Source organism: Allotamlana fucoidanivorans, from assembly GCF_045788535.1.
GTDB lineage: Bacteria > Bacteroidota > Bacteroidia > Flavobacteriales > Flavobacteriaceae > Allotamlana > Allotamlana fucoidanivorans.
Window position 1 is genome coordinate 3,094,629 of record NZ_CP074074.1, and the last position, 25,776, is coordinate 3,120,404.

Below are 25,776 nucleotides of genomic sequence, written 5' to 3' on the forward strand. Positions count from 1 at the left end.
TACAATAATTAAATAATTAATGTTTCAGATTCCATTTCAACAAGCTCACCTAAACTTGCTAATAATGGAAGAATAACTGGTGAAATACTGGACGTAAACATTGATATCATTTTAGATAACTCAAAATCTTCACTTTCAACTAAAACCTTATCTTCAGATGCTTTAATCATTGACATTCCCATAATTACTAATGAGTATTTATATTGTGCTTTTAAAATATTTACATCTACTTTTTTATTGCTTTTTTGTTCATTAAGCAAATGAATATTATCGGTGTTTATATAAAAAGCCCATCCCAAATCTTCACCATTATTTTCTGTATAAAGAGCTGTGTATTCATCAAATCCTTTACTATTCCAATTTCTGTCATCACGACTAACTTCAATTACATTTGGTAATGCAAGGTCGTCAGAACTTTTATCACCTTTACCACTTTTATTACTCGAAGGTTTTTTTCTACCTCCATTTTTACCTCTTTTCGGTTTTGATGGAGTTACCATCTTAACGTAGAACTTATTAATGAATGGCTCTATATGATTAATATCAGAAACAATTGAGGTAAATTCATAAACATTTCCATTAAGAAATAAATCATTTGTATTGATATTGAGTGTTGCATGACCATTCCAAAGGTTTAAGGCTTTTGTCCCTTCAAATTCAACACCATTAATTAAAAGCTTGTGTTCACCTTTATCAATTTCTCTATCAAAATAATCATTACTTACGTCTGTACTAAATTGAACTCTAAAAGAAGTTTGATTTAAAGGGCATTCCTTTGGCTTTTCCTCACTTGATTCTTTATCTATCTTGAAAAAAGTTGGAAACTTCTTTCCAATAAACTTCTTCTCTGTTTCGGTTTCTTTAAGTTTAAAAGGGTTTTTAATTCTAAAACCACTTGAAAATAGAGTAGATAATGAAGGAGAGCGTTTCATTATATTTTCAACTATATCAACTAAAGGCTTTGAATCGTCTAATTTATTTTCAATCTCCTCTTTATGTCTCTTATGTTTTAAATCTCTTAATCCAGGATGCTCTTTTAATATTTTTTCTAATTGTTTTTCAATTTCATTTCTTAACTCACTTGAATCTACAAGTCTATCTCGACTATTCATGAATAAATCCTCACGGGTTTCACCGCTTATCTCACTACAATCAACCGTAACTATTAATGATGACCCGTCCTGAATAAAGGCTACATAATTTCAAACATTATGTACAAAAATGACAAAGTAATCAGACGGTATTCAGAACCTTTTAAACTGAAAATTTTAGACGAACTTACAACAGGAAAACTAAACAAATATCAACTAGGGAAAGCCTACGGTATTGCACCAACTACCATTAATGAATGGATAAGAAAGTACAACCGTAAAGACCTTATGAACACTAGAATAACTGTGAAAACCAAAGACGAAATAACACGCATTAAAGAACTTCAAAAAGAGATTGAACAACTAAAAAAATTGTTGTTAAAGAAAGATCTAGATGCAATGATTCAAGATTCATACCTGGAAGTTGCTGCCGAAGATCTTGGCTATAAATCTGTTGCAGAACTAAAAAAAAAGCTAAATATAGAGCGCTAAGTAAAACCAAAGACAAAGCTAAAGGATTTGCGTCTTTAACCACTATTTGTATGGCTTTCGGGCTTAAACGTGATGCGTACTACAAGTATAAATATAGAGCTGACAAACGTTTAAAACTTGAACAACAGATCATTCAAATTGTGAACCAAAAGCGCAGGTCCTTGCCTAGAGAAGGCGTACGTAAACTCAAAATATCTTTAAAAAATGAGTTTGATAAAGCAAACCTTAAAGTAGGCAGAGACACGCTTTTCAACATTCTTAGAAAACACAATATGCTTATAACCAGAAAGAAACCCAGCTACAGAACTACCAATTCTTTTCATAGGTTTTACAAACATAAAAACATCATAAAAGATGTACTTGTTAATAGACCTAATCAGGTTTGGGTATCGGATATTACATACATCAGAACTGTAAAAGGATTTTGCTACTTGGCCCTTATAACTGACATGTATTCTAGAAAAATCATAGGTTACGACCTTAGTGATAGCCTTGAACTTAGCGGTTGTACCAGAGCTCTTAAAAAAGCATTATATCAAGCTAAAAACACAGAAAACCTAATACATCACTCGGATAGAGGCATACAATATTGTAGCAATATATACACACAAATTTTAAAGAGAAACAACATCAAAATTAGTATGACAGAAGAAAATCATTGCTACGAAAACGCTATTGCTGAACGTGTAAACGGCATCCTAAAAGACGAGTTTTATCTTGACCAGACCTTTGATAGCATACAACACGCCAAAAGAGCAACAAAAAGTGCAATCAATCTATACAACCAAATTAGATTACATGTATCTTTAGACTATAAAACACCAAATATGGTATATTTAAAAACAGCGTAAATCAATTTTTAACCTGTAGCCATATTTCAGGACTAGACATGAATCAGATAGATTGCCGAGTCCAATTGCTCTTCTGTGAAAGAATCTTTTATTAATAAAGCCATGTGTTTGACCGTTGATAGTGAAAATTATTCCTTCATCTTTGACATATTTTTGGGTTGGCTTTTTATTAGTAGAAAAATCTTTCTTAAAAGCATACACTTTCATTTTCATTTTTTCACCTAATACACTAATATCATGAGATGAAGGCCATTCCTCACTCTCAAGATTATTTCGTTTATCTTCTTCTAATCTTACTGATAAACCATTCAAAGTTGTTTCAGCTGAATTAGCTTGATAGCCTTCTCTTCTTTCATACAACCTTATAGGCAATGCTAATGAAGGCATTAGAAGAGATAGCCTGTTATAAGGATCCAAAGTTAAGTTCGTTCTCAACCCTTCCATTTGATATTCGTAGAGCTTTATATAAGAACCAAAAAGCATTGGGTTCTCATGAGCAATTGGGTATTTTCCTGGAAGAATAGGAAGAGATTCAGAAGTAAATTGGAAAACTTGGTTTGAATTAGATTCTTGATTTATTGGATTAACTAAATAAACATATCTTGAACTTTTGTAATTACCGTCAGGATATATTCTTTTTACGATTGTAAAACCCCATTTATCATTTGAAGAATCATTTTCATCTACAGGTAGAGAAGGGTTTCTTTTAGTTAATATTAATTGTAAATTTCTTTTTCCACAGAAACGTAGCACTCCTGTACTTCCCATATTAAACTTTCCTTGTACAAATGGTATCTTCAATTTATTCTTTTCACCTATTGATAAAAAAGTTTTAGGCATTTTATTTGGTGTCTGACCTTCACCATCATCAAATATTGAATAACAAGCATAACCTTTTTTTGCTGTATTACCAGTAGCAACAAGTCCAATTCTATTGGCAAGTTTTGTTCTTTCTGTTGGTGTTATGTTATATAACATTCCGTTATGGATATCAAAAAATTGTGACACAGCTTTTCGTATCGTCTTTGGAGCTTCAGAGCTTTCTGGATTAATACTATTGTTAAGACATTCAGAAGTAAGCACAGAATCAACAGAATTAATTAATTTTTCTACTAATGCTGCTTCAGGTCTACTTTGTTGCGCGCCAATAGTTGAGTAGTTGTTTTCTTTATCACCATACAATCTCCATGCACTATCATTATCCCAAAGTTCCTTTGATGATAAGATATTAATAACTTGTTGTTCTGAATTAGCGCTTACAAGACTTAAAGCAAAATCAATCAATTCTTTGTTATTCATACTATATTCTATTAAAAGTTAAACTTACTATTTCCCTTTTCAATGTTTTGCCTAAATGAATTTTCTACATATTTCAATTTAGATCTTAAAACATTGATCATTTTATCTATATCTTCCTTATTATATTCATAATTGTTCCTATTGGAACATTTAGAAAGGCTATCAAATGTGTCAAGAATTTTTTGCACTCTATTTGAAGCAACTTTCTCAAATCTTTGTCTTTTAGTGTTTAACTTTGTCATATTTAGGAGAATTATATTGCAAATATATAATTATATATACTATATATGACTAAATATAGTATAAAGTTATTAACATATATATATTATTTATTGTTGACCTCATAAAACTTTGATCAAAACAATAGGAGAGTGGAGCGTCCATATTTTAGGGGTTTAGTTACTCTTTTTATTGGTATTACTGCTTTTTAAGGTATTTTCTTTATCAGTCTTGGTTAGTTACAATGTTTCCTAAAATATAGCGTAACGAGCCGTTAATTGTTTCCAAAGTTTTATGTAGTCTTGATTTTTTTGTTTCTTTTTTTATCAAGAAAAAAAGATAAATAAAACCTTAAGAAGTTCTACAGTTTAATTTCTATTTTACATAATACTAGAAGTTACAATTAAAAGAATATTCTTATAGAGGATAGAATAAAGCAAGTGTACAGAAATTTTAAGCAAGGAATTGAGCAAGGGAAAATTTTGTACTGTTGCGTAATGCTAATGAGAAGTTTCTGAAAACTTTTTACAACGAGAATTTCAATTACAGACGAATTATAAATACGAAACTAAAAGCATTTGCTTTTTTTGGCGTTGGCAAGCGATGGATAATTGTGTGTAAAATTAATTGTGATAACAATTTGATTTTATAAAACAATCGAGCGTTTGATAGCGGCAATTTTACATAATGGCAAATTATAGCTACAAATGACTTTCCTTATAAATCTAAAATCATAATCAGTGAGAATCGCGTATTTCAAATTTTAATGACCCAAGTACTTATTATTAAAAAGAATTACTGCATTTTCTGGGATATTTTACATAGTATAGAATTATAGCTTACAAATGGCATACAACACCTAAACAACAAATATTGACATTTGTACTATAATGTTCTCGCGTTATGTAACTTGAGCTTTGGATAAAAGCGATAAGTTCTTACTACAGTTTCTTTAAAAATTTTACTTCAAAAGTTTCTCTTCTATGTAATGGAACACTCTTTACACGAAACGACAGTAGGAGAGTAGTGTAATGTGTGTGCAATGATTTTTAAATATAATTCTTCAATATATATTCATATCTTTAAAATCTTAAAATCAATATTAATGTCTGAAGAATTTGCAGGAAAAGGTCGAAAGAGACCGCAGTTAAATATACCTATAGTGGAATTACTACATTAGACTGGACAAAAAGATGAGAGAATATGTTTGCTAGTTATTAACTTAGCAATTATGAGAAGTAAACCCAAACATTACACATTAGAATTTAAGCAAAAGGCAGTGGAGTTGAGCTATGCCAAAGGCAACGTAAAACAAGTAAGTGAAGATTTAGATATATTCCCATCAGTGCTTTATCGTTGGCGAAAAGAGTTGAAGGATTATGGCAAAAACAGTTTTCCTGGTCGAGGCAAGGCTAAATTGACAGATGAAGAAAAAGAGATAGCTCGATTAAAAAAGGTATTAAAAGAAGCCGAGTTAGAACGTGATATCTTAAAAAAGGCCATCAGCATCTTCTCCAAGAGCGACAGGAAAAATACAGGTTTATAAAACAGCACCTTATGAGATTTCCTGTCGAGATGATGTGTAAAATATTAAAGGTAAGTAAAAGCGGTTATTACCATTGGTTACAATCAGGACCAAGTAAATTATGGTTAGAAAATCAAAAGGTAACTGCACTTATAAAATCTATATTTAAAGATAGCTTTCAAAGCTATGGATCGCCTAGAATAAAAACAGAACTGGAGACATTAGGCTATAAAATATCAAAGCCCAGAGTGGCGCGTATTATGAGTGCTAATTATTTATTTGCAAAACGAAAACGTAGGTTTAAAGCAACCACAGATAGTAAACATAATTACCCAATAGCACCTAATTTGTTAAACCAAAACTTTGAAGCAAGCAGGCAGAATCAAGTTTGGGTAAGCGATATTACCTATATCAAAACTAAACAAGGTTGGTTATATCTTACTGTAATTATTGATTTGTTTAACCGTAAAGTTGTTGGGTGGGCTCTAAGCGATAACCTAAGCACAGAAGACACTATTATTAAGGCTTGGCATATGGCTGTAAAGAAAACAACTTTAACCCAGCCTTTAATATTTCATTCCGATCGAGGTATACAATATGCAAGCCATAAGTTTACCTCATTAATTAAAAGTTATAATGGCTTAGTAAACCAATCTATGAGCAGAAAAGGTAATTGTTGGGATAATGCCGTTGCAGAATCGTTCTTTAAATCATTAAAGGTAGAATGGGTTTATAGGCACAATTATAAGTTGAGATCTGAAGCGGAGTTATCCATCTTTGGATGGATAGAAACTTGGTACAATAATAGAAGAAGACATTCCTTTTTAGGGAATAGAACTATAAGAGAATTTGAATTAGACATGTATAACCTTAAACTAGCTGCATAATCATTCAACTATTTGTCCAGTTTTTTGTTGCAAGTCCATAGACCAACTTTTAGTGGACAATGAAAATCCGAGACTTGCCGAAGAGTATTTAGGTGGTGAACAAGAGGAAATAATCAATGTATTATATGAACAATTTGATTTGGAAGAATTAGCATTTTCAATGGTATCTAACGGTTATTTTGATGAGGAGCCTATTGTGGTAGTTCCTACTGATTTGCCTAAAGAATTTGATCCTGACAATTATAAAAATACAAATGAATTGCAAGTTGCTCTTGAAGAATTATCCAATAAGGATAAAATTACATTTAGAGTTTTAGAAGGTAATAGAAGAACTGCCACAATCAAAATACTTTTAGATAATCCCTTAAGAAAAAAATTAGATGTAGATGAAGATTTTCCAAAAGTAGAAGAAAAACATATTATAGAAGATCTAAAACAAATTCCGGCAATAGTTTATTTAAATGAAGAAGATGTTTCTCCATATCTTGGAATTAGGCATATAGCAGGAAATTTAAGATGGGAAGCTTTTGCAAAGGCTGTTTACTTGCATAAGCAGATAGAATCAGAAGCTAAAAAATCAAATATTACAATTGATGAAAGTATTTCAATCATTAGAAAAAGAACTGCAGATAGAACAGATTCAATCAAAAAACAATATGCTGCTTATAAAATATTGAAAGAATTAGAGAATGATTACGATTTTAATGTTAAGCAGATTAAGAATAGATTTTCCTTAATTATTGAGATAACCAATAAACCAGATATACGTGATTATTTGGAGTTGAAACATTATAATAAAATTAATTTTGATAGTAATATAATTAACAGCGGTAATCATAAAAAATTTTTACAAGTTTTTACCTGGGTTTTTGGTAATGGAACAGATATCGAACCATTATTCAAGGATAGCAGGCTAATAGGTCGTAGGTTAGCACCAATTTTAGCAGATGAAAATTCAACAGAATATTTAATTAAACATGGTAATATAGAAGAAGCATATGAGAGGAGTGGAGGTGAAGAGAGGTTTTTTAATCAACAGATTTATGATGCACAACGAAAAATAGAAAACTCCCTTTCGATTGCATATAAGTTTAAGGGTAATCAAACATCTTTAAATCAAGTACAAAGTTTAATGGATGCAGTAAAAGCATTATTTGAAACATTGAAGTAGATTTATGAATATCCCTTTACCTGACTTTAATTCTATTAGCCAAATATGCGACTGGATTGAGTTGTACATTCTTTGTGATTCGACTCGTCTTTCCAAATCCAAATTAAACAATTTGTTAAATTCTTATGGAGTTTATGGAACAGATGTATTAATTACAGATGTTATGGCAGAACTATCAAGAAGAGAATTTATGATGGGTGAAGGTTCTGCATTTAGAATTGATAACCGCGGGGTTATTAGAAGAAATGGTTATATATGGGAAGATATTCCAGAATATGTAATGTGCTTAATTTTTTCTCTGCAAGGAGTTAAAAAAATAAAAGGTGATGATGATGGTACAAAATTATTTGAAAGAATTGGAAAAGATGTTATTGCATCATATTTAGATGGAAAAGCTATTGTTTTGGGATTTCCGAATGATACAGGATTAAATCAACAACTGATTGACTTTTCAATTGCTTCTAATGAAATAAAATCCAAAGATAGAAATCCAGCTAACACTGATAAGGATAAAGGAGTAGATATAATTGGCTGGAAATCGCATAGTGACAAAAGAAATAATCAAATTGTATTATTGATCCAAGCAGCTGCAGGATATCACTGGAATCTTAAAAAAGCTATTTCTAAAAACGCTTGGAGAGATTTTATTCTTTGGTCAGCTCCATTTAACATTGGTATTATCATTGTCAGTACACTAGATGAGATAAAATTTGAAAAGGCAAGGGATGATTATGATAATGTCTTTGATAGGATTCGAATATTTATAGCTCTTTACAAGAAAAATCACACCATAGACAATGAATTAAGACAATTAGTTCGAGAATGGTGTGTAAAAGAATTAAATTAACACATTAGGAATATTACTGACTTAATAGTAATGCTTCACTCTGATTCTCAATAATAATCTTCTTCTTAATGAGAATTATTAAAACCTATATTTTCTAAAATATTTTTAATCACAAATGATAATAACATTTGATAAGTTTTCATTGATGTTACTTATAGTCTGTAGATTTAGAGTATACAAAAAGATACTTTTAAAACATGAAAATTGAAACAAAATTCGGCTTGAAAATCAAGTATTTGAGAAATGAATTATTTATTTCCCAAGAAGAGCTCGCGCATAGAAGTGAATTACACAGAACATATATCAGTTCTGTTGAGTTAGGAAAAAGAAATATTTCCATTAGAAATATTGAAAAACTCGCAAAAGCATTGGAAGTAAATATTATTGAATTATTTAAAGATTAGAAATGGCAGGTAACGAAATTGAAACAATAAAATATTTGTTTTTGCGTAAAGACGAAATAATTTTAAATCATTTAGGAAAACTTACGGATATAGGTGCGCCAGAAAAGGATGGTAGTATTACTAATGTTGAATCTTATAAAGAGATTAATAAGATTTCTACTGAAAACTCCAGTAAGAAAGCCGATGTATATTTAAATAATAAAGGTATTTCTTTTAAACAAAAGGGCGCAAGTTTTCCATTTAATAGATTACAAAGAGCTGAACTATTAAAAGTTTTTGAATTTTTAAAATTTGAAAATCCAGAGGACCAATTGGATTCAGTAGACCAAGTTGTTGATGACTTTCATAATGGAAATTTAGCAAGAAGAGCAAGACCTTGGAAAGAACTTTTTACTGAAGAACAGTTTAAAGCTCTTACAAAATTTCTTATGATGGATGGTAGTCCAAATCATGGAATATCAAATAACAAAGCTGAATTCATATTAACATCTCCAAAAATTATAAATAAAGATGATGATATCGATGTTTACACCTTTGATGAATATTTCGAATCATTCAAAAATGAATTAGCATTTTCTATTAGAAGAGTTTGGTTTGGACAAAGTAGTGATAGTGAACATGGCAGAGCAAAGGGTTTAGTTAAAAAACCTGGAAATCAAAAATGGGTTTATGATACAATAAGTGGACAACCAGGAATATCAAAAAAAACAGGAAAAAGATGGAGAGATGAAGTTTTAGAAAAAGATAGAAAAACTGTTTACATCATTTTTGTTGAAAAAATAAAAAAAAGTAAAAAAAAAGTAAAAAATAAACTAAATTTGAATACTATAAGTAACATAAATATGAATGTAATTTCTTTTTTTGCAGGTGCAGGTGGACTTGATTTAGGTTTTCAAAGAGCTGGATTTAATGTTGATTGGGCTAATGAATATGATAAAGAAATATGGGAAACATATCAGAAAAATCATCCACATACTTTTTTAGATAAAAGGAGTATGAGAAATATTCCAATTTCTGAAATTCCCGATAAAGCTATGGGAATTATTGGTGGCCCACCTTGTCAAAGCTGGAGTGAAGCAGGCGCATTGCGAGGCATTAATGACAAAAGAGGACAACTCTTTTATAATTTCATTGAAGTTCTTGAAGAAAAGCAACCATTATTTTTTCTTGCAGAAAATGTATCTGGAATGCTTTCTCCAAGACACAAAGAAGCATTGAGTAATATTAAAGATATGTTCAAGAATGCTGGAGTTGGTTATGATTTATCTTTTGAATTATTAAATGTTGCTGATTTTGGTGTTCCTCAAGATCGACAGAGAGTATTTTTTATAGGTTTCAGAAGAGATTTGAATATTGATTTTAAGTTCCCAAAAAAGCATGCAAAAAAAGTCACGTTGGAAGAAGCCATTGGAGATTTGAAAAATACTGTTTTACCAGCACGAGAGAAGAATTATACTAATGGTGAAGATTGTAAAATTTTAAATCATGAGTACATGATTGGTAATTTTTCTACAATCTTTATGTCTCGAAATAGAGTTAGAAGTTGGGATGAACAATCATTTACAATTCAAGCAGGAGGAAGGCATGCTCCAATACACCCACAAGCGCCAAAAATGAAATTTATTGAACAGAATAAAAGAATTTTTGTTCCTGGCAAAGAACATCTTTATAGACGTTTGAGTATTAGAGAATGTGCAAGAATACAGACCTTTCCTGATGACTTTAAATTTTATTATAATAACGTTACAGCTGGTTATAAAATGATTGGTAACGCTGTTCCAGTAGAAATGGCACATATTTTAGCTAATCAAATTAAACTTCATTTAGAATCAAAAGGAATAACAGAATATATTGAGGTTAAAAGTAACAAATCTGTTACTAAACCTGAAGCTGTAGAAGCGGCCTCATAAAATTTTGGTTAAAACAATAGGCGAGTGTGACGATTATATTTTAGGGGTCAAGCAATAAAGTTTCTTATATATTTCTATTTTACATAATATTTCTACATAATTTTAATAGTTCTAGATGTTTCCTAAAATATAGTGGAGCGAGCCGTTAATTGTTTCCAAAATTATATGCAGCCTTGATTTTTTGTTTCTTTTGCATCAAGGCAAAAGATAACGCACAAAAAGAAAACTTTAATTGAAGTTCTACATAGAACAAGTGTATAGAAATTTTCTCGCAGAGAAATTTTATACTCTTGTGGCAACTTGAGGAGAATCTCGTAAAATTTTTTTTGACGTACATTTTATCAAATACGCTAATTTTAAAACAGCGCAATAAGTGAAGCTCTTATATGGCGTTGGCAAGCGATGGATAATTGTGTGTAAAATAAATTGTGCTAACAATTTGATTTTATAAAACAATCGAGCGCTTGGTAGCGGCTATTTTACATAACGGCAAATTATAGATACAAATGAACTAACACTGCGTTACAGACCGATTAAAAAAGTTTAATGACCCAAGCAGGATGTTTCTTTAGTATTTCCAAACTTTCTGGGATATTTTACATAATAGAGAATTATAGCTATCAAATGTACATTTGGGATAAACAACTATACAAACACATTTGTACTATAATTTATATTATGTAAAATAGTATTTTTTAAAACATTGATAATCAAACACCTGTATTATTTCGAAATTGGTTTTATTAATTAATAAACAGCATTTGTGTTTATAAATAACACCTACACTCTAATATTAGTAGTAAACTGAAAAAACAAATGTTATATTTGCTCTCCCAAGTTAAGCCATACATTATGCAAACAAAAACAAAACCTTCAAAATCTAAACTAAAAAGACTTCACCAGTATTACAGTTATACAGGGTTTTATAGTTTTGTTGGTAACGCTGTAAAAAAAGCGCTGCCTTATATTGTATTAGCAATTGTTAGCATTTATATTTTGAATCATTTTTTCGATATTAATACAGCTTTAGTGCGGTTAACCGAAATTTTACCCGTAGCTGGTGTTTTAAGTTTCTTTTTCGTATCTGAAACCCTTTTAGGACTTATTCCGCCAGAAATATTTATTGCATGGTCTGGTAAAATGCCAAACCCATGGGTATTCTTAGGAATTTTAGCTGTTTTATCTTATTTAGCAGGTATTTTGGCTTATTGGAAAGGGCGTTCAATTACCAAGATACCTTCAGTACATGAGTATTTAGAAGGAAAAATGGCCAAACAGTTAAAAAACTCTAGAAAATGGGGTGGTTTTCTTATTGTTGTTGGTGCTCTATTGCCGCTCCCCTTTTCTATATCATGCATAGCTGCTGGTATTATAAAGTTTCCTTTTAAAAGTGTAGTATATTTTGGCTCCCTGCGTTTGCTTCGCTTTGCTGTTTACGGACTTATCATTTTTAACGTACTGTAAAAAACTCTTAAATAAGGTACTTTTTAAACTGTTCTGATTTATTTTTGCTAAAAAATAGAATCGTAATGTTTAAATCTATTACCTTGTTTCGTATTATAGCCTTTTTAGAAGGTGTATCGTATATTTTACTACTTTTTATAGCCACACCTATTAAATATCTAGGAGATGATCCGCAGTATGTTAAACTTTTAGGCATGCCTCATGGTGTATTGTTTATGGCCTATATAGCATTTGCTGTGCTTTACAGAACGTCCTTTGCCTGGAATACAAAACAGTTTATTTCGGTATTAGTAGCCTCTATTATACCTTTTGGCACGTTCTATATTGATAAAGTATATTTAAAAAACCTTACTCATGAAGAATCTTAAAAATCTCATTTATGAGGTCTTAGTATCTGCAGGTGTTTCCGAAAATATGGCCAAATACTTGAATATGTTGGTTTTATTATTGGCTTTATTAATATTCATTTTTGTCATTGATTTTTTGATTAGAAAGCTTTTAATACAGGCCTTTACGAAATTTTCAGGGCGTACAAAAACAAACTTTGATGACTTATTAATAAAAAATAAAGTGCCAAGAAACATTGCGCATATTATCCCTTTTTTAATTGCTTTAGAATTCATGCCAGATATTTTTGATGGGCTTGAGGCATTTTATGATTTTGAGCGTTTGGTTGAAAAAGGACTACAAGTCTTTGCTATTTTAATCACGCTTTGGTTGGTACGTAGTATTCTAAATACAATAAAAGACTATCTAAAAACACGTCCACGGTTTAAAGACAAACCTATTGATAGTTATATTCAGGTATTTATGATTTTTGCTTGGATTATTGGATTTCTCTCGGCTATTGCTATTCTCACTGAAATTCCTTTCATGAAGTTTATTACTGGAATGGGTGCGGTTTCTGCGGTTGTGCTTTTGGTTTTTAAAGATACCATTTTAGGGTTTGTAGCCAGTATTCAGGTGGCTATTAATGATATGGTGCGTATTGGAGATTGGATTACCTTTGAAAAATATGGTGCCGATGGAGATGTTACAGAAATCACCCTTGCCACGGTAAAAGTGCAAAATTTTGATAAAACTATTACTACCATTCCCACATATGCCCTGATATCAGATTCGTTTAAAAATTGGCGCGGTATGTCTAATTCGGGTGGCAGACGTATAAAACGTGCTTTGTATTTAAAGCAGAGTGGAATAAAATATTTAACACTTGATGATGTTGAACGCTTAAAAAAAATTCAACTTATTTCAAGCTATTTAGAAACACGTCAGGAAGATATTGCAAAATATAATACATCTAATCATATTAATAAGGAATTACTTGTAAATGGAAGGAACCTCACTAATATTGGGGTGTTTAGAAAATATATTGATAGCTATTTAAAAAATCATTCGGCTATAAATAAAGATATGATGATTATGGCAAGGCAATTGGCGCCCACAACACAAGGGATTCCTTTAGAAATTTATGCCTTTAGTAGTGATAAACGTTGGGAAAACTATGAATATATTATGTCTGATATTTTTGATCACTTGATGGCGGCGCTGCCCTATTTTGATTTGGAAGTTTTTGAACTACCAACAACATTAAAATAAAACATAAAAAAAACCTCAAGATATGAGGTTTTTTTAAGCTATTAATAAAGGTGTTTAGAAAGATTATCTTACGAATTTCGCAAAGCCTTCTAATGTTTTATAAATGTATAAACCAGAAGCTAAACTAGAAATATCAATACTTTTAACCGCTTTACCTTCTAATACTTTAGCTCCAGTGATACTGTAAATTTGATAATCGGCAGCTTTAGGAGCGTTTAAGATGTTATTGGCTACATAAATATTAATTTTAGCTTTGTTGAATGATTTGCTACTTAATGTATTCGCTGATAATTGAATTTGATCAATACGAACTTTTGAACCATCATCTAGCACAGCAGACCCTGAATTTCTAAATATGACTTGAAATCTAACATTGCCAGTGTAATTTGCATTTGTGATTTCAAAAGTTTGAGTAGAAAATTCATCAACAGCATGAGTTGTGATAGCTAAATCATGGGCATTTATCCAATTGTGACCGCCAGCACCATTATCTGTTCCAATTCTTATTCGTAGTAAATCAATATCAGTTGATTCATTACTATAAATAATTTTAAAATGTCTATAAGTAGAGGCATCTATTTCTCCATAGGTGGTATCACCATTTTCATCTGGTGCATACATAATAGCATTTTTAGAATCTGCAGCATAAGTCATTTCCAAAATTCCATTTGGACTGTTGGCAAAAGATGATGACCAAGGACCTGAAGCGGCGCCAGCATTCCATCCATCCCAGTCAGTCTCAAAATCGTATGTCAAAGTTTGTGCATTTGTATACAGCACACTTAATGACATCAGTATTAAGATTAGGAATCCATTTTTAAGTAATTTTTTCATCATAATGTAGTTTTTAAGATTAAATGTTTAATAAATACATCATAAAATTACATGAATCGTAAGGGGTTTAATTCCTGAAAATTACCTCTGGCTTACACAGATTTATCTTTGTTTTGTAAATGCAACCATAATTTTGTGGTTTTTGAATATAAAAAAGCCTGTTGGTTATAAATTACCAACAGGCTCTTTTTAAATTTATGATTTCTTTACTAGATATTTTCAGCTAACCAGTCTCCCACTTCACTGGTGCCATAAGATACACCTCCATCAGCTAAATCTTCAGTAACAATCCCTTCGTTTAATGCTTTGTTTACCACCGTTCTAATGGCTTTCCCTTCTTCATGTAAACCAAAGTTTTCAAACATCATAGCCGCTGATAATACGGTGGCCATAGGGTTGGCTATGTTTTTTCCAGCCGCCTGTGGATAAGAACCATGAATAGGTTCAAATAAACCAATATCAGATCCTAAAGAGGCCGATGGCATTAAGCCCATAGATCCAGAAATCACAGAAGCTTCATCGGTTAAAATGTCTCCAAATAAATTTTCTGTAATTAACACATCGTAACTGTTTGGCCATTGCACTAAACGCATAGCAACGGCATCAACAAATTCATACGATACTTCAACTTCTGGATAATCTTTTTCCATAGCTTGAACCGTTTCTCTCCACAATCTAGACGTTTCTAAAACGTTAGCTTTATCCACACAACAAAGCTTCTTAGAACGCGTCATGGCTAGTTCAAAGCCTTTTTTAGCTAAGCGTTGTACTTCAGCTCTGGTATAAACACAGTTATCATAAGCGGTTTCTCCTTCTTCTCTTCTCCCCTTTTCTCCAAAGTAAATGCCACCAGTCAACTCACGTAAAAACACCAAATCTGTACCTTCAATACGTTCTTTTTTTAATGGTGATTTTTCTAATAACGATGGGAAAGTAAAAGTTGGACGTACATTAGCGAACAACCCTAATGCCTTACGCATTTTTAGTAAGCCTTGTTCTGGACGTACTTTTGCAGATGGGTCGTTATCAAAACGCGGGTGACCAATAGCACCAAATAAAACAGCATCTGAACTTTTACAAATCTCATGGGTTTCATCTGGATAAGGTTCTCCAACGGCATCAATAGCAGCTGCTCCTGTAAGGGCTGGTTTCCAATTAATGTCGTGTCCGAATTTTTTAGCAACAGCATCACTTACTTTTACTGCTTGATCTATAACCTCTGGTCCTATACCGTCACCGGCTAAAAGCGCTATATTAAATTTCATTTTTTATATGCTTAATTAATTATAATGTTTAACATTTTCTCAGTGGCCTTAATGGCTGAAACTGTTTGATCTGAATCTAAACCGCGAGTTTTAAACTCTTTTTCAGGCTGTTTCCAGGTTATAATAGTTTCACATAAGGCATCTGATCTACTTCCTGGTGGTATTCTTACTGCATAATCCACCAAATTAGGAAGGGTGATTTTTCTGTTCTTAAATACGTTTCTAATGGCATTCATAAAAGCATCAAATTGTCCGTCACCCTGTGCGTTGGCTTCAAATGTTTCTTCTTCAATAGTTAAAGAAACTGTTGTTGATGGTTTTAAACCTTTAGAATGGGTTAATACATAAGAATTGACCTTAACCTTTTCTTCATACGTTCTATCTAACACATCTGAAATGATATAAGGCAAATCTTCTTTGGTAACCACCTGTTTTTTATCCCCTAATTCAATGATGCGTTGCGTCACTTTCTTAAGATCCTCATCATTAAGCTGAAGACCTAATTGTTGTAAATTTTTCTGAATATTTGCCTTCCCTGATGCTTTCCCCAAAGCATACTGTCTCGTTCTTCCAAAGCGTTCTGGCATTAAATCACTGAAATACAGATTTTTTTTATTGTCGCCATCGGCATGAATACCAGCGGTTTGGGTAAATACATTAGCCCCAATAATAGGTTTATTGGCGGGAATCATTACCCCTGAAAAGTTTTCCACTAGTTTACTAACCGTAAACAACATTTTTTCATTAACACCAATAGTAATACGCGGCATAAAATCATTAATCACAGCAATGGTACTAGACATGGGGGCATTTCCAGCGCGTTCACCCATACCGTTAACTGTAAGATGCAAGCCATCAGCACCGGCTTTTAATGCAGCCATGACATTAGCTACCCCTAAATCATAATCATTATGCGCGTGAAAATCAAAATGTAAATTAGGATACTTATCCTTAATCTCTTTTACAAAGTCAAAAGATTCTTTAGGTGTTAAAACGCCTAGAGTATCTGGTAACATAATCCGCTTAATGGGTTGTGTAGATAAAAATTCTAGAAACTCATAAACATAAGCTTTAGAGTTACGCATACCATTGCTCCAATCTTCTAAATACACATTGGTTTCAATGCCTTGTTGTTGCGCTTGTTCTATAACTTTAGAAACCTCGATAAAGTGCTGATTTGGCGTTTTTTTAAGCTGATGAATTAAATGATTTAATGAGCCTTTTGTTAGTAGATTTTGTACCTTGGCACCAGCTTCAATCATCCAATTTATAGAGACACCTTGGTCTACAAAGGACAAAACTTCTACTTTATCAAGATAATTATGGGAGCTAGCCCAATCGGTTATATTTTTAACGGCTTGAAATTCACCTTCAGAAACACGTGCTGAAGCAATTTCAATACGATCTACTTTTAGTTCTTCAAGTAAAAGTTTTGCAATGGTTAATTTTTCAGAAGCAGAAAACGACACGCTTGAGGTTTGTTCACCATCACGCAATGTGGTATCCATTATTTCTATTTTCCTTTTACTCATTTAAAGATTTATAAATTAGCAAAAAGCATTTCATAATTAAATGGAATGCTTTTTGGCTGTTTATTATATTTTAAGATTTGTATGAAACATATAAGATTCTTTAAAAAGGCCTTGTTTCTGCAAAATCTTTTACTTCATCTTTCATGTTTTGAAGATAATCAATATCATCAAAACCATTTAACATGTTCCCTTTTTTGTATCCGTTGATTTCAAATGGTTCAGATTCACCAGTAGATAATAAGGTTACTGTTTGGTTTGGTAAGTCTACTTTAATCTCTGTTTTTGGATCTGCTTCAATAGCATCAAATAATTTCTGAGCAAAATCAGCTGAAACTTGTACAGGAAGCACCCCTATATTTAAGCAATTGTTTCTGAAAATGTCTGCAAAGAAGGATGAAATCACACAACGCAATCCAAAATCATAAACCGACCAAGCGGCATGCTCTCGTGAAGATCCAGAACCAAAGTTCTTTCCTCCAACTAAGATTTTAGATCCAGCATATTTATCATCGTTCAACGGAAAATCTGCTATTGGATTACCTTCAGAATCATATCTCCAGTCACGGAAAAAGTTGTCTCCAAATCCCTTACGCTCTGTAGCTTTTAAGAAACGAGCAGGAATAATTTGATCGGTATCTACGTTTTCAATAGGTAACGGATACGCGGTGCTTGTTAATACTTCAAATTTATCGTAAGCCATGTTCTTTTTTTTAAGCGTTAATTAATGTTCTAGGGTCGGTAACCACACCTTCTACTGCCGTAGCAGCGGCTACTAATGGAGATGCTAATAAGGTTCTTGAGCCTGGCCCTTGTCTTCCTTCAAAATTACGGTTTGATGTAGATACTGCTAATTTCCCAGCAGGCACTTTATCGTCGTTCATAGCTAAACAAGCTGAACAACCTGGTTCTCTTAATACAAATCCAGCAGCTTCTAAAATTTTATCAAGACCTTCTTCTTTGATTTGATCAACCACTTTATGCGATCCTGGCACCAACCAAGCAGTAATATTATCAGCTTTTTTACGGCCTTCAACTATAGAGCAAAAAGCTCTAAAATCTTCAATACGTCCGTTGGTACAAGATCCTAAGAATACGTAATCCACTTGCTTACCAATCATGCTATCACCTTCATTAAACTTCATATAGCCTAATGATTTTTTGTAAGTGCTAACACCACCTTGCACATCTTCAGCTAGAGGAATAGATTGTGTTACGCCAATACCCATTCCAGGATTGGTTCCGTAAGTAATCATAGGTTCTATATCGGTAGCATTGTAGTTAAATTCCACATCAAACTCTGCATCATCATCAGTTTTAAGCGTTTTCCAATAAGCCATGGCTTTATCCCAATCTGCTCCTTTTGGTGTATGCTTACGTCCTTTTATATATTCAAACGTTTTTTCATCAGGAGCAATCATACCTCCACGAGCTCCCATTTCAATAGATAGGTTACACACAGTCATACGACCTTCCATAGACATATTTTCAAAAACGTCTCCCGCATACTCAACAAAATATCCTGTGGCTCCAGAAGTAGTTTGTTGCGCAATAATATATAGCGCCACATCTTTTGGTGTTACTCCAAAACCTAATTTACCATTTACGTTGATACGCATTTTCTTTGGCTTTGGTTGCATGATACACTGTGTAGACAATACCATTTCAACCTCCGATGTTCCAATACCAAAGGCAATAGCACCAAAAGCACCATGCGTAGAGGTATGTGAATCACCACAAACAATAGTAGAACCTGGTAGTGTAATACCATTTTCTGGTCCAACAATATGAACAATACCATTATTTCTATGTCCTAAACCCCAGTGTGAAATACCATATTCAGCAGCATTATTGGCTAAAGCTTCTAATTGATTGGCTGATAACGGATCAGCAACTGGTAAATGTTGATTCCATGTTGGGGTGTTATGATCGGCGGTAGCAAATGTACGTTCGGGATACATTACCCCAATTCCTCTAGATTTCAATCCAACAAACGCGACTGGACTGGTTACTTCATGAATGAAATGACGATCGATGAAGAATACATCTGGTCCGTCTTCTATCTTTCTAACCACATGTGAATCCCATACTTTGTCAAACAATGTCTTACTCATAAGTGTTTTTAATTTTGTATTTGTAATACTCTATGACCTTGTTGTAATAAGGTCTCAGAAGTTATAAAAGTTTACAAATTTATGTTTTATTACACGTATTCAAAAGTTAAAAAGGGCTTGTTGTTAACTTTTTATAATATAACCAATGAATACATGAAAAATTAAATTTTATGCAACGGATTCGCTAGTTTGGTTATAATTTTCGAAATAATTATACCGCAAAAAAAAGTAGTTTTAAAGTCTGTCTGAGACATATTCTATCTCTGTTTTTCCGTGTGGTAATACATGGCCATCTGGGCCAATATTAACCATAACAATATTGGAGATGGTGATGATAGTTTCTCGGGTCATCATATTTCTCACTTCGCAACTTAAAGTTAGTGAAGCTCTACCAAATTTTATGGCTTTTATTCCTATCTCAATAACATCACCTTGTTTAGCAGAAGCTTTAAAGTCAATCTCACTCATATACTTAGTCACCACTTTTTGGTTTTCTAACTGTACAATACTATATAAGGCTGCTTCTTCATCAATCCATTCTAATAATCTACCTCCAAATAGGGTGCCATTAGCATTTAAATCTTCTGGTTTAATCCATTTTCTTGTGTGAAATCTCATAGGTATTATAATAAGGTTTGTTGTTTATTTTCATTGGGTATCGCTAAGTTATAACCCAATTTTGAATTTATGTTTTTAATAAAATAAGCAGAAAGTAAAGGCGATTCCTTTTCTATGTTTTGATGGATAAAAAAATCAATTTCTTTTACACCTTGCTCCTGCCATTGTTTTAAGCGCTCCACCCAATCATCTAATCTTGAATAATCTGTTTGATGATTTGCGCCAACATAGCGTATAAAAGCCGTAGCATTGGTTAATCGCATATGCATTAAATCACGCCTTCCAGCAGTATCAACAATAATATTAGCAATGTTGTTCGCTTCTAAAAGGTCATACAGTTCATTGGCTACAGCGTTGTCATTATACCAATTGGTATGTCTGAATTCAATAGCCAATGATATGTCTTTTGGCCAGTTTTCTACAAAACTGACTACCCTATCAAAATCTTTAGGAGCAAAATTGTTGTGCATTTGCAGAAATACCGTGCCTAGCTTCTCTTTCAAATTGGAGGCATTATACAAGTAGTTTTGAACCGCTTCTTTGGTTTCGTTTAAACGTTTCCAATGGCTAATTTCCTGATTTAACTTTGGAAAGAATTTAAATCCATCAGGTGTTTTATCGTACCATGTTGCAAATTGCTCTGCAGGAAAAATACGGTAAAATGTAGCATTTAACTCAATAGCATTAAACTGCATAGAATAATATTGCAATTCATCTTTGGTACCTCTTGGGTAAAACCCTTTTAGGTCTGCCTTATTCCATTTAGCACAGCCTACATAGAGTTTTGGAATTTTATCATCTTTTGTTTTATTAAGAACCACCTTGGTTTTGGGGTGGTCTTTTGGTAGGGTAAAATCAATGTTTTCAGGGTTTTCAACGCTTCCAAACTTCATATTTCAATTTTTCTTAAAAATAAAAAAAATGACCGATTGTAACAATAAAATCAACAATAACAATAAGCTTGAAAAGCAATGTAATTCTAAAATTTAAGGAGCTATATTTTTAAGTGGATGATGTAATTTCAACAAAACGTATGATTTGTTTTAAGAGTTTGAAGATTAACGTTTTATTATTTTTGTTGATAACGTGGTTAAAAACTATGTAGACTAGTAATCGTCTAGGTTTTTATATTCTATATCTTTATTAAAACCCGATAGTTATGAAACCAAGACAAACAGATTTAAAACGCATTCGTCCAGAAATTTCTTCAACAACCATTAATGAGGCTATGAGTCGTGATGAACAGTTTCAAAATACGGTGTTACGCCCTATTATTAAATTTCAAAACGATTTATTTATTGAGGTTTTTAGGAATTATATCAGAAAACATAAATCGGTTTTTTATGATTATTCTCTAGAAAAACGTATTACATATCTAGAGAATGCTATTCAAAAAGACATGAAATTAAGAAACTCTATGAAAGGTATGGTTATAGGGTTATTTACTGTAGAAGAATATTTAATGTATATTGAAAACTCTTCAGCCTTAAACAAACGTATGATGAACTTGGTAAAAGACCGATTGCTTAGTCAAATTCAACTATTTGAAAAGCCAGAGTTATTAACTGCCGTTTAGCTATTATAAAATTGGAATCAATTATTACGCCGTTACCGCATACATTTTATCACGTAACTCTTTAATTTTCTTGTCTTCCATATATTCATCAAAGCTTGTATAGCGATCAATAATACCACCAGGCGTTAATTCAATAACTCGATTGGCCACGGTTTGCGCAAATTCGTGATCATGTGTTGTAAATAATACGGTGCCTTTAAAGTTTTTTAATGAATTATTAAACGCTGTAATACTTTCAAGATCTAGATGGTTTGTTGGTTCATCTAGCATCAATACATTTGCTCTGGTCATCATCATTTTACTTAACATACAACGTACTTTTTCTCCTCCCGAAAGCACGTTTGATTTTTTAAGTGCCTCTTCCCCACTAAAAATCATCTTTCCTAAAAAACCTCTAATATATACCTCTTCCCGTTCTTCCTCTGTAGTTGCCCATTGACGTAGCCAGTCTACCAAACTTAAATCATTATTAAAATATTCACTATTGTCTAAAGGAAGGTAAGACTGTGACGTTGTAACGCCCCACGCAAATTCACCAGCATCAGCCTTTTGTTTTCCGTTAATTATCTGATAGAATGCCGTTGTGGCTCTAGAGTCTCTTGAGAAAACGACTACTTTGTCACCCTTTGCAAGGTTTAAATCAATATTTTTAAACAACACTTCTCCATCAATTGACGCCGCTAATCCCTCCACATTTAGAATTTGATCACCCGCTTCTCTATCGCGTTCAAAAATAATAGCTGGATATCTCCTACTGGTTCTTCTTATATCTGAAATATTAAGTTTCTCAATCATCTTTTTTCTACTGGTAGCTTGTTTACTCTTAGCTACGTTTGCAGAAAAACGACGAATAAATTCCTCAAGCTCTTTCTTCTTTTCTTCAGCTTTTTTGTTTTGTTGAGCGTGTTGTTTTGCCGCTAATTGAGATGACTCATACCAAAAGGTATAGTTGCCTGAATAGTGGTTAATTTTTCCAAAATCTATATCAGAAATATGTGTACAAACAGCATCAAGAAAGTGACGATCATGTGATACTACAATCACACAATTTTCATAATTAGCTAAAAAGTTTTCAAGCCATGAAATAGTTTCATAATCCAAATCGTTAGTAGGCTCATCCATTATCAATACATCTGGACTTCCAAATAAGGCTTGAGCTAATAACACCCTTACCTTTTGCTTGCCATCAAGATCAGCCATTAATGTGTAATGAAACTCTTCCTTTATACCTAGATTAGATAACATGGCAGCTGCATCACTATCTGCATTCCATCCGTTCATCTCTTCAAACTCTACCTGAAGTTCCCCAATTTTCTCAGCATTTTCATCAGTATAATTGGCATATAAAGCATCAATTTCAGTTTTAATCCTGAACAACGGTTTGTTCCCCATAATAACCGTTTCTAAAACGGTATGCTCATCATATAAGTTATGATCCTGCTCTAAAACAGACATGCGCTTTCCCGATTCTAACGATACATGTCCTGATGTTGGGTCCATTTTACCGGAAAGTATCTTTAAAAATGTAGATTTACCAGAACCATTTGCTCCAATAATACCATAACAGTTTCCATTATTAAAGGTAGTATTTACTTCGTCAAAAAGAACGCGCTTACCGAATTGTACAGAAAGATTTGATACAGATAACATAACTTAGCTTAAATTTTTTGCAAAAGTAGAAAAATGAATCCGTAAGACGAAACATAACGAACCTATTTTATAGCCATAATAGGATAAAGTGTTATTACAGGCGTTTAAGCGAATACAACTTTAACAGCCCCTTAACAGCACTTTTTGCATACAACCTATACTTTTGTGATACACCAAAGATACTCTGGAGTTATTTATGAAGTTTTATTTATCATTTATTTTGCTTTGTGTTACTTTTTTTGGTTGCAAAAAAGATAATGGAAGCGCCACGGTAGACTACGCATACATTGGAGGGGAAATTATAAACCCGAATACCAAATATGTGGTGCTATCAAAAAATGAAACTATTATTGATACTATAAATCTTGATGGAAGAAATAGATTTTTATACAAAATTAAAAATCTTAGCGACGGAATTTATAATTTCAGACATGGAGGAGAATATCAAATGGTACTTCTGGAGCCCCAAGATAGTGTATTATTTAGGCTAAACACACTTGATTTTGATGAGTCTCTTGTGTTTTCGGGCAAAGGAAGTAAAAAAAACAATTACCTTATTGAAACGTTTTTAGAGAGTGAGGCAGAAGAACAGTACATCATTAAATTATGCCAGCTTTCTGCGGAAGATTATCAAAAACATATTGATTCAATAAGAGATAGAAAAACTGAAAAGTTTAATCAATTTGTAAAAAAACACCATCCGTCTGACTTGTTCAAGGATTTCATGCAGGCCAATATCAACTATAGTTATTATTCTAGCAAAGAAGTTTATCCTTTTTTACATTACGGAAAGAACAAAGCAGAAATTTTAAAAAGTGTACCCGCTAATTTTTATGATTATAGAAAAGACATTAATTACAATGATGTGTTGTTAAGTAATTATCATAATTACATGACTTTTTTACGACATAGTGTAAGTAATTTGACCTTAGAAAAACATGACGCACATAGCACAGGAAAGCCATTTCACCGTGGTTCTACATGTTATAATTTAGATAGGCTGCACCTAATTGATAGTTTGGTAACTAATGAAGCCATAAAAAATGAATTATTGTTTAAGTTTACGATGTATTTCTTGTCAAAAAGTAATAATGAAAAAAATAATGAGGCTATTTTAGGCTCTTATATTGAAAAAAGTACAAATGAAAAAGATAAAGACCAGTTAACACGGTACGTCAACTCCATTAACAACTTGAAAGCAGGTGCCAAATTACCTGAGTTAACTTTGATTTCTTATAATAAAGCTGAGCAGGACTTACATAGTATAATCAATAAACCTTCGGTGATTAGTTTTTGGTCTACTATGCATTATGAGCACTTTAAGAAAAGTCATAAACAATTAAGAATACTCAAAGAGAAATATCCTGAATTAAAATTTATTACCATCAATATTGATGGATATGGTATTGACAAATCCAAACAAATCCTGCAGGGCTACAATTTTGATTATTCAGATGAATATCTCTTTAAAAATCCAGATAAAGCTATAGATATTCTGGCCATGTACCCTATTACAAAAACCATTATTGTTGATAGAAAAGGAAAAGTTGTAAATGGAAACTCAAATATATTTTCTATTAGTTTTGAAAAAGAAGTTTTAGGTTTGCTAAACAGATAAGCTTAAAGTTTATAATGATTCATCAATAATTTTTCATAAACTATATCCGGCAAAATACGCTTTAATACCACTGAAAATTTTTGCATAAACGCGCCTATTTTGTAATGCACTTTTGGGTTTGGGGTGTTTATTATTTTATATACCGCTTCTGCCATCATGATAGGGTTACTACCAGCATCAACATGAGTGTTCATTAAATTTAGTGTAGCACCATACGGTTTTTTATAAGGTGAATTTTCATGAAGCGGCGCATGATATCTGCCAGCTGCAATGTTGGTTGCAAAATCACCAGGTGCTACATTGGTCATTTTTATATTGAAGTCTTTAATTTCCATTCTAAAAGCTTCGGTAACGAGCTCTAAAGCCCCTTTGCTGGCGCTATAAATACCTCTGTAGGGTAAACCCATATAACCAGCTATTGAAGTAATATTTATAATCAACCCGTCTTTTTGCTGGCGCATTTGTGGCAATACAGCCTTAATAACATTGATTGGTCCGAACAGATTAGTTTCAAAATTTTTTTTTATTTCTTCTTCAGGGATTTCTTCTATAGGCCCTGTTATTCCAGCACCTGCATTGTTCACCAAAACATCTAAACGTCCTTCGTTTTCAACAATGGTTGAAACCGTTTTTTTTATGGTGGTATTATTGGCAACGTCCAAAGCTAAAATAGGGAACTTACTATCCTTGTACTTTTCAGGATTCCTACTTGTACCATAAACAACAAATCCTTTTTCCTTTAAAAATTCACCAATCGATTTTCCTATACCTGAAGAACCTCCTGTAATTAAAATAACTTTAGACATCATGTAG

General features: G+C 32.4%; 23 protein-coding genes. 12 read left to right on the forward strand and 11 right to left on the reverse strand.

Annotated elements, in window-relative coordinates; genetic code table 11:
* Nucleotides 1-8 precede the first annotated feature (8 nt).
* A complete protein-coding gene (locus KFZ70_RS13130; protein WP_139698662.1) occupies nt 9-1,112 on the reverse strand; it encodes a hypothetical protein in 1,104 nt (367 codons plus the stop codon).
* A 99-nt stretch (nt 1,113-1,211) separates the two neighbouring features.
* Here KFZ70_RS13130 and KFZ70_RS13135 point away from each other — a divergent pair, with 99 nt between their 5' ends.
* Both KFZ70_RS13135 and KFZ70_RS13140 read left to right on the forward strand, forming a co-directional pair.
* On the forward strand, nt 1,212-1,583 hold the full coding sequence (locus KFZ70_RS13135) for a transposase (protein ID WP_099570149.1): 372 nt from the start codon (nt 1,212-1,214) through the stop codon (nt 1,581-1,583).
* Complete coding sequence (locus KFZ70_RS13140) at nt 1,541-2,434, forward strand: IS3 family transposase (protein ID WP_407516211.1); 894 nt, start codon at nt 1,541-1,543, stop codon at nt 2,432-2,434. The genes KFZ70_RS13135 and KFZ70_RS13140 overlap by 43 nt, the downstream gene beginning before the upstream one ends.
* On the opposite strand, the gene KFZ70_RS13145 is transcribed toward KFZ70_RS13140, so the two are convergent.
* Nucleotides 2,420-3,733, reverse strand: a complete 1,314-nt coding sequence (locus KFZ70_RS13145) for a hypothetical protein (protein ID WP_139694736.1) — start codon at nt 3,731-3,733, stop codon at nt 2,420-2,422. The genes KFZ70_RS13140 and KFZ70_RS13145 overlap by 15 nt on opposite strands.
* 1,426 nt (nt 3,734-5,159) lie before the next feature.
* On the opposite strand from KFZ70_RS13145, the gene KFZ70_RS13150 reads away from it, so the two are divergent.
* The 8 genes from KFZ70_RS13150 to KFZ70_RS13185 all read left to right on the forward strand — a co-directional run bounded on the left by KFZ70_RS13150 (nt 5,160) and on the right by KFZ70_RS13185 (nt 13,759).
* Nucleotides 5,160-6,364 (forward strand): IS3 family transposase gene (locus tag KFZ70_RS13150; protein WP_139698815.1). Its coding sequence is split into 2 segments (ribosomal slippage): nt 5,160-5,439 and nt 5,439-6,364, totalling 1,206 coding nucleotides; the frame shifts between segments, so codons are not numbered across the junction.
* A 52-nt stretch (nt 6,365-6,416) separates the two neighbouring features.
* Nucleotides 6,417-7,535, forward strand: coding sequence for a hypothetical protein (locus KFZ70_RS13155; protein WP_407515587.1), 1,119 nt, complete (start codon nt 6,417-6,419; stop codon nt 7,533-7,535).
* 4 nt (nt 7,536-7,539) lie between these two features.
* The gene (locus tag KFZ70_RS13160) at nt 7,540-8,382 is read left to right on the forward strand and encodes a hypothetical protein (RefSeq protein ID WP_139694739.1); all 843 of its coding nucleotides are present in this window, start codon (nt 7,540-7,542) and stop codon (nt 8,380-8,382) included.
* A 197-nt stretch (nt 8,383-8,579) separates the two neighbouring features.
* Nucleotides 8,580-8,786: a helix-turn-helix domain-containing protein gene (locus KFZ70_RS13165; protein WP_139694740.1), complete on the forward strand. Its 207-nt coding sequence runs from the start codon at nt 8,580-8,582 to the stop codon at nt 8,784-8,786.
* Nucleotides 8,787-8,788: 2 nt separating this feature from the next.
* Nucleotides 8,789-10,696, forward strand: coding sequence for a DNA cytosine methyltransferase (locus KFZ70_RS13170; RefSeq protein ID WP_233243982.1), 1,908 nt, complete (start codon nt 8,789-8,791; stop codon nt 10,694-10,696).
* An 852-nt stretch (nt 10,697-11,548) separates the two neighbouring features.
* On the forward strand, nt 11,549-12,160 hold the full coding sequence (locus KFZ70_RS13175) for a YqaA family protein (protein ID WP_139694741.1): 612 nt from the start codon (nt 11,549-11,551) through the stop codon (nt 12,158-12,160).
* A 65-nt stretch (nt 12,161-12,225) separates the two neighbouring features.
* Nucleotides 12,226-12,528 carry a DUF3817 domain-containing protein gene (locus KFZ70_RS13180; RefSeq protein ID WP_139694742.1) on the forward strand — a complete coding sequence of 101 codons (303 nt, stop codon included), beginning with the start codon at nt 12,226-12,228 and terminating at the stop codon, nt 12,526-12,528.
* The gene (locus tag KFZ70_RS13185; RefSeq protein WP_139694743.1) at nt 12,515-13,759 is read left to right on the forward strand and encodes a mechanosensitive ion channel family protein; all 1,245 of its coding nucleotides are present in this window, start codon (nt 12,515-12,517) and stop codon (nt 13,757-13,759) included. The genes KFZ70_RS13180 and KFZ70_RS13185 overlap by 14 nt, the downstream gene beginning before the upstream one ends.
* 63 nt (nt 13,760-13,822) lie before the next feature.
* On the opposite strand, the gene KFZ70_RS13190 is transcribed toward KFZ70_RS13185, so the two are convergent.
* The 7 genes from KFZ70_RS13190 to KFZ70_RS13220 all read right to left on the reverse strand — a co-directional run bounded on the left by KFZ70_RS13190 (nt 13,823) and on the right by KFZ70_RS13220 (nt 21,012).
* The gene (locus KFZ70_RS13190; RefSeq protein ID WP_139694744.1) at nt 13,823-14,596 is read right to left on the reverse strand and encodes a T9SS type A sorting domain-containing protein; all 774 of its coding nucleotides are present in this window, start codon (nt 14,594-14,596) and stop codon (nt 13,823-13,825) included.
* 206 nt (nt 14,597-14,802) lie between these two features.
* Complete coding sequence (gene leuB / locus KFZ70_RS13195) at nt 14,803-15,858, reverse strand: 3-isopropylmalate dehydrogenase (protein WP_139694745.1); 1,056 nt, start codon at nt 15,856-15,858, stop codon at nt 14,803-14,805.
* Nucleotides 15,859-15,869: 11 nt separating this feature from the next.
* Nucleotides 15,870-17,390, reverse strand: a complete 1,521-nt coding sequence (locus KFZ70_RS13200) for an alpha-isopropylmalate synthase regulatory domain-containing protein (protein WP_139694746.1) — start codon at nt 17,388-17,390, stop codon at nt 15,870-15,872.
* A gap of 100 nt (nt 17,391-17,490) precedes the next feature.
* Nucleotides 17,491-18,090, reverse strand: a complete 600-nt coding sequence (gene leuD / locus KFZ70_RS13205; RefSeq protein WP_139694747.1) for a 3-isopropylmalate dehydratase small subunit — start codon at nt 18,088-18,090, stop codon at nt 17,491-17,493.
* 10 nt (nt 18,091-18,100) lie between these two features.
* The gene (leuC, locus tag KFZ70_RS13210) at nt 18,101-19,501 is read right to left on the reverse strand and encodes a 3-isopropylmalate dehydratase large subunit (protein ID WP_139694748.1); all 1,401 of its coding nucleotides are present in this window, start codon (nt 19,499-19,501) and stop codon (nt 18,101-18,103) included.
* Between the two features lie 234 nt (nt 19,502-19,735).
* Nucleotides 19,736-20,119: an acyl-CoA thioesterase gene (locus KFZ70_RS13215; protein WP_139694749.1), complete on the reverse strand. Its 384-nt coding sequence runs from the start codon at nt 20,117-20,119 to the stop codon at nt 19,736-19,738.
* A 5-nt stretch (nt 20,120-20,124) separates the two neighbouring features.
* Nucleotides 20,125-21,012 carry a DUF72 domain-containing protein gene (locus KFZ70_RS13220; protein WP_139694750.1) on the reverse strand — a complete coding sequence of 296 codons (888 nt, stop codon included), beginning with the start codon at nt 21,010-21,012 and terminating at the stop codon, nt 20,125-20,127.
* A gap of 266 nt (nt 21,013-21,278) precedes the next feature.
* Here KFZ70_RS13220 and KFZ70_RS13225 point away from each other — a divergent pair, with 266 nt between their 5' ends.
* A complete protein-coding gene (locus tag KFZ70_RS13225) occupies nt 21,279-21,695 on the forward strand; it encodes a glyoxalase (RefSeq protein WP_139694751.1) in 417 nt (138 codons plus the stop codon).
* Nucleotides 21,696-21,719: 24 nt separating this feature from the next.
* Here KFZ70_RS13225 and KFZ70_RS13230 read toward each other — a convergent pair whose 3' ends face one another.
* Complete coding sequence (locus tag KFZ70_RS13230; protein ID WP_139694752.1) at nt 21,720-23,345, reverse strand: ABC-F family ATP-binding cassette domain-containing protein; 1,626 nt, start codon at nt 23,343-23,345, stop codon at nt 21,720-21,722.
* Nucleotides 23,346-23,541: 196 nt separating this feature from the next.
* Between KFZ70_RS13230 and KFZ70_RS13235 the strand changes: the two genes are divergently transcribed.
* Entirely contained in the window at nt 23,542-24,963 is a 1,422-nt protein-coding gene (locus tag KFZ70_RS13235) for a hypothetical protein (RefSeq protein ID WP_139694753.1), read from the forward strand.
* Nucleotides 24,964-24,965: 2 nt separating this feature from the next.
* Here the strand turns inward: KFZ70_RS13235 and KFZ70_RS13240 are convergent, their stop codons facing one another.
* Nucleotides 24,966-25,769 carry an SDR family oxidoreductase gene (locus KFZ70_RS13240; protein WP_139695008.1) on the reverse strand — a complete coding sequence of 268 codons (804 nt, stop codon included), beginning with the start codon at nt 25,767-25,769 and terminating at the stop codon, nt 24,966-24,968.
* Nucleotides 25,770-25,776: the final 7 nt, after the last annotated feature.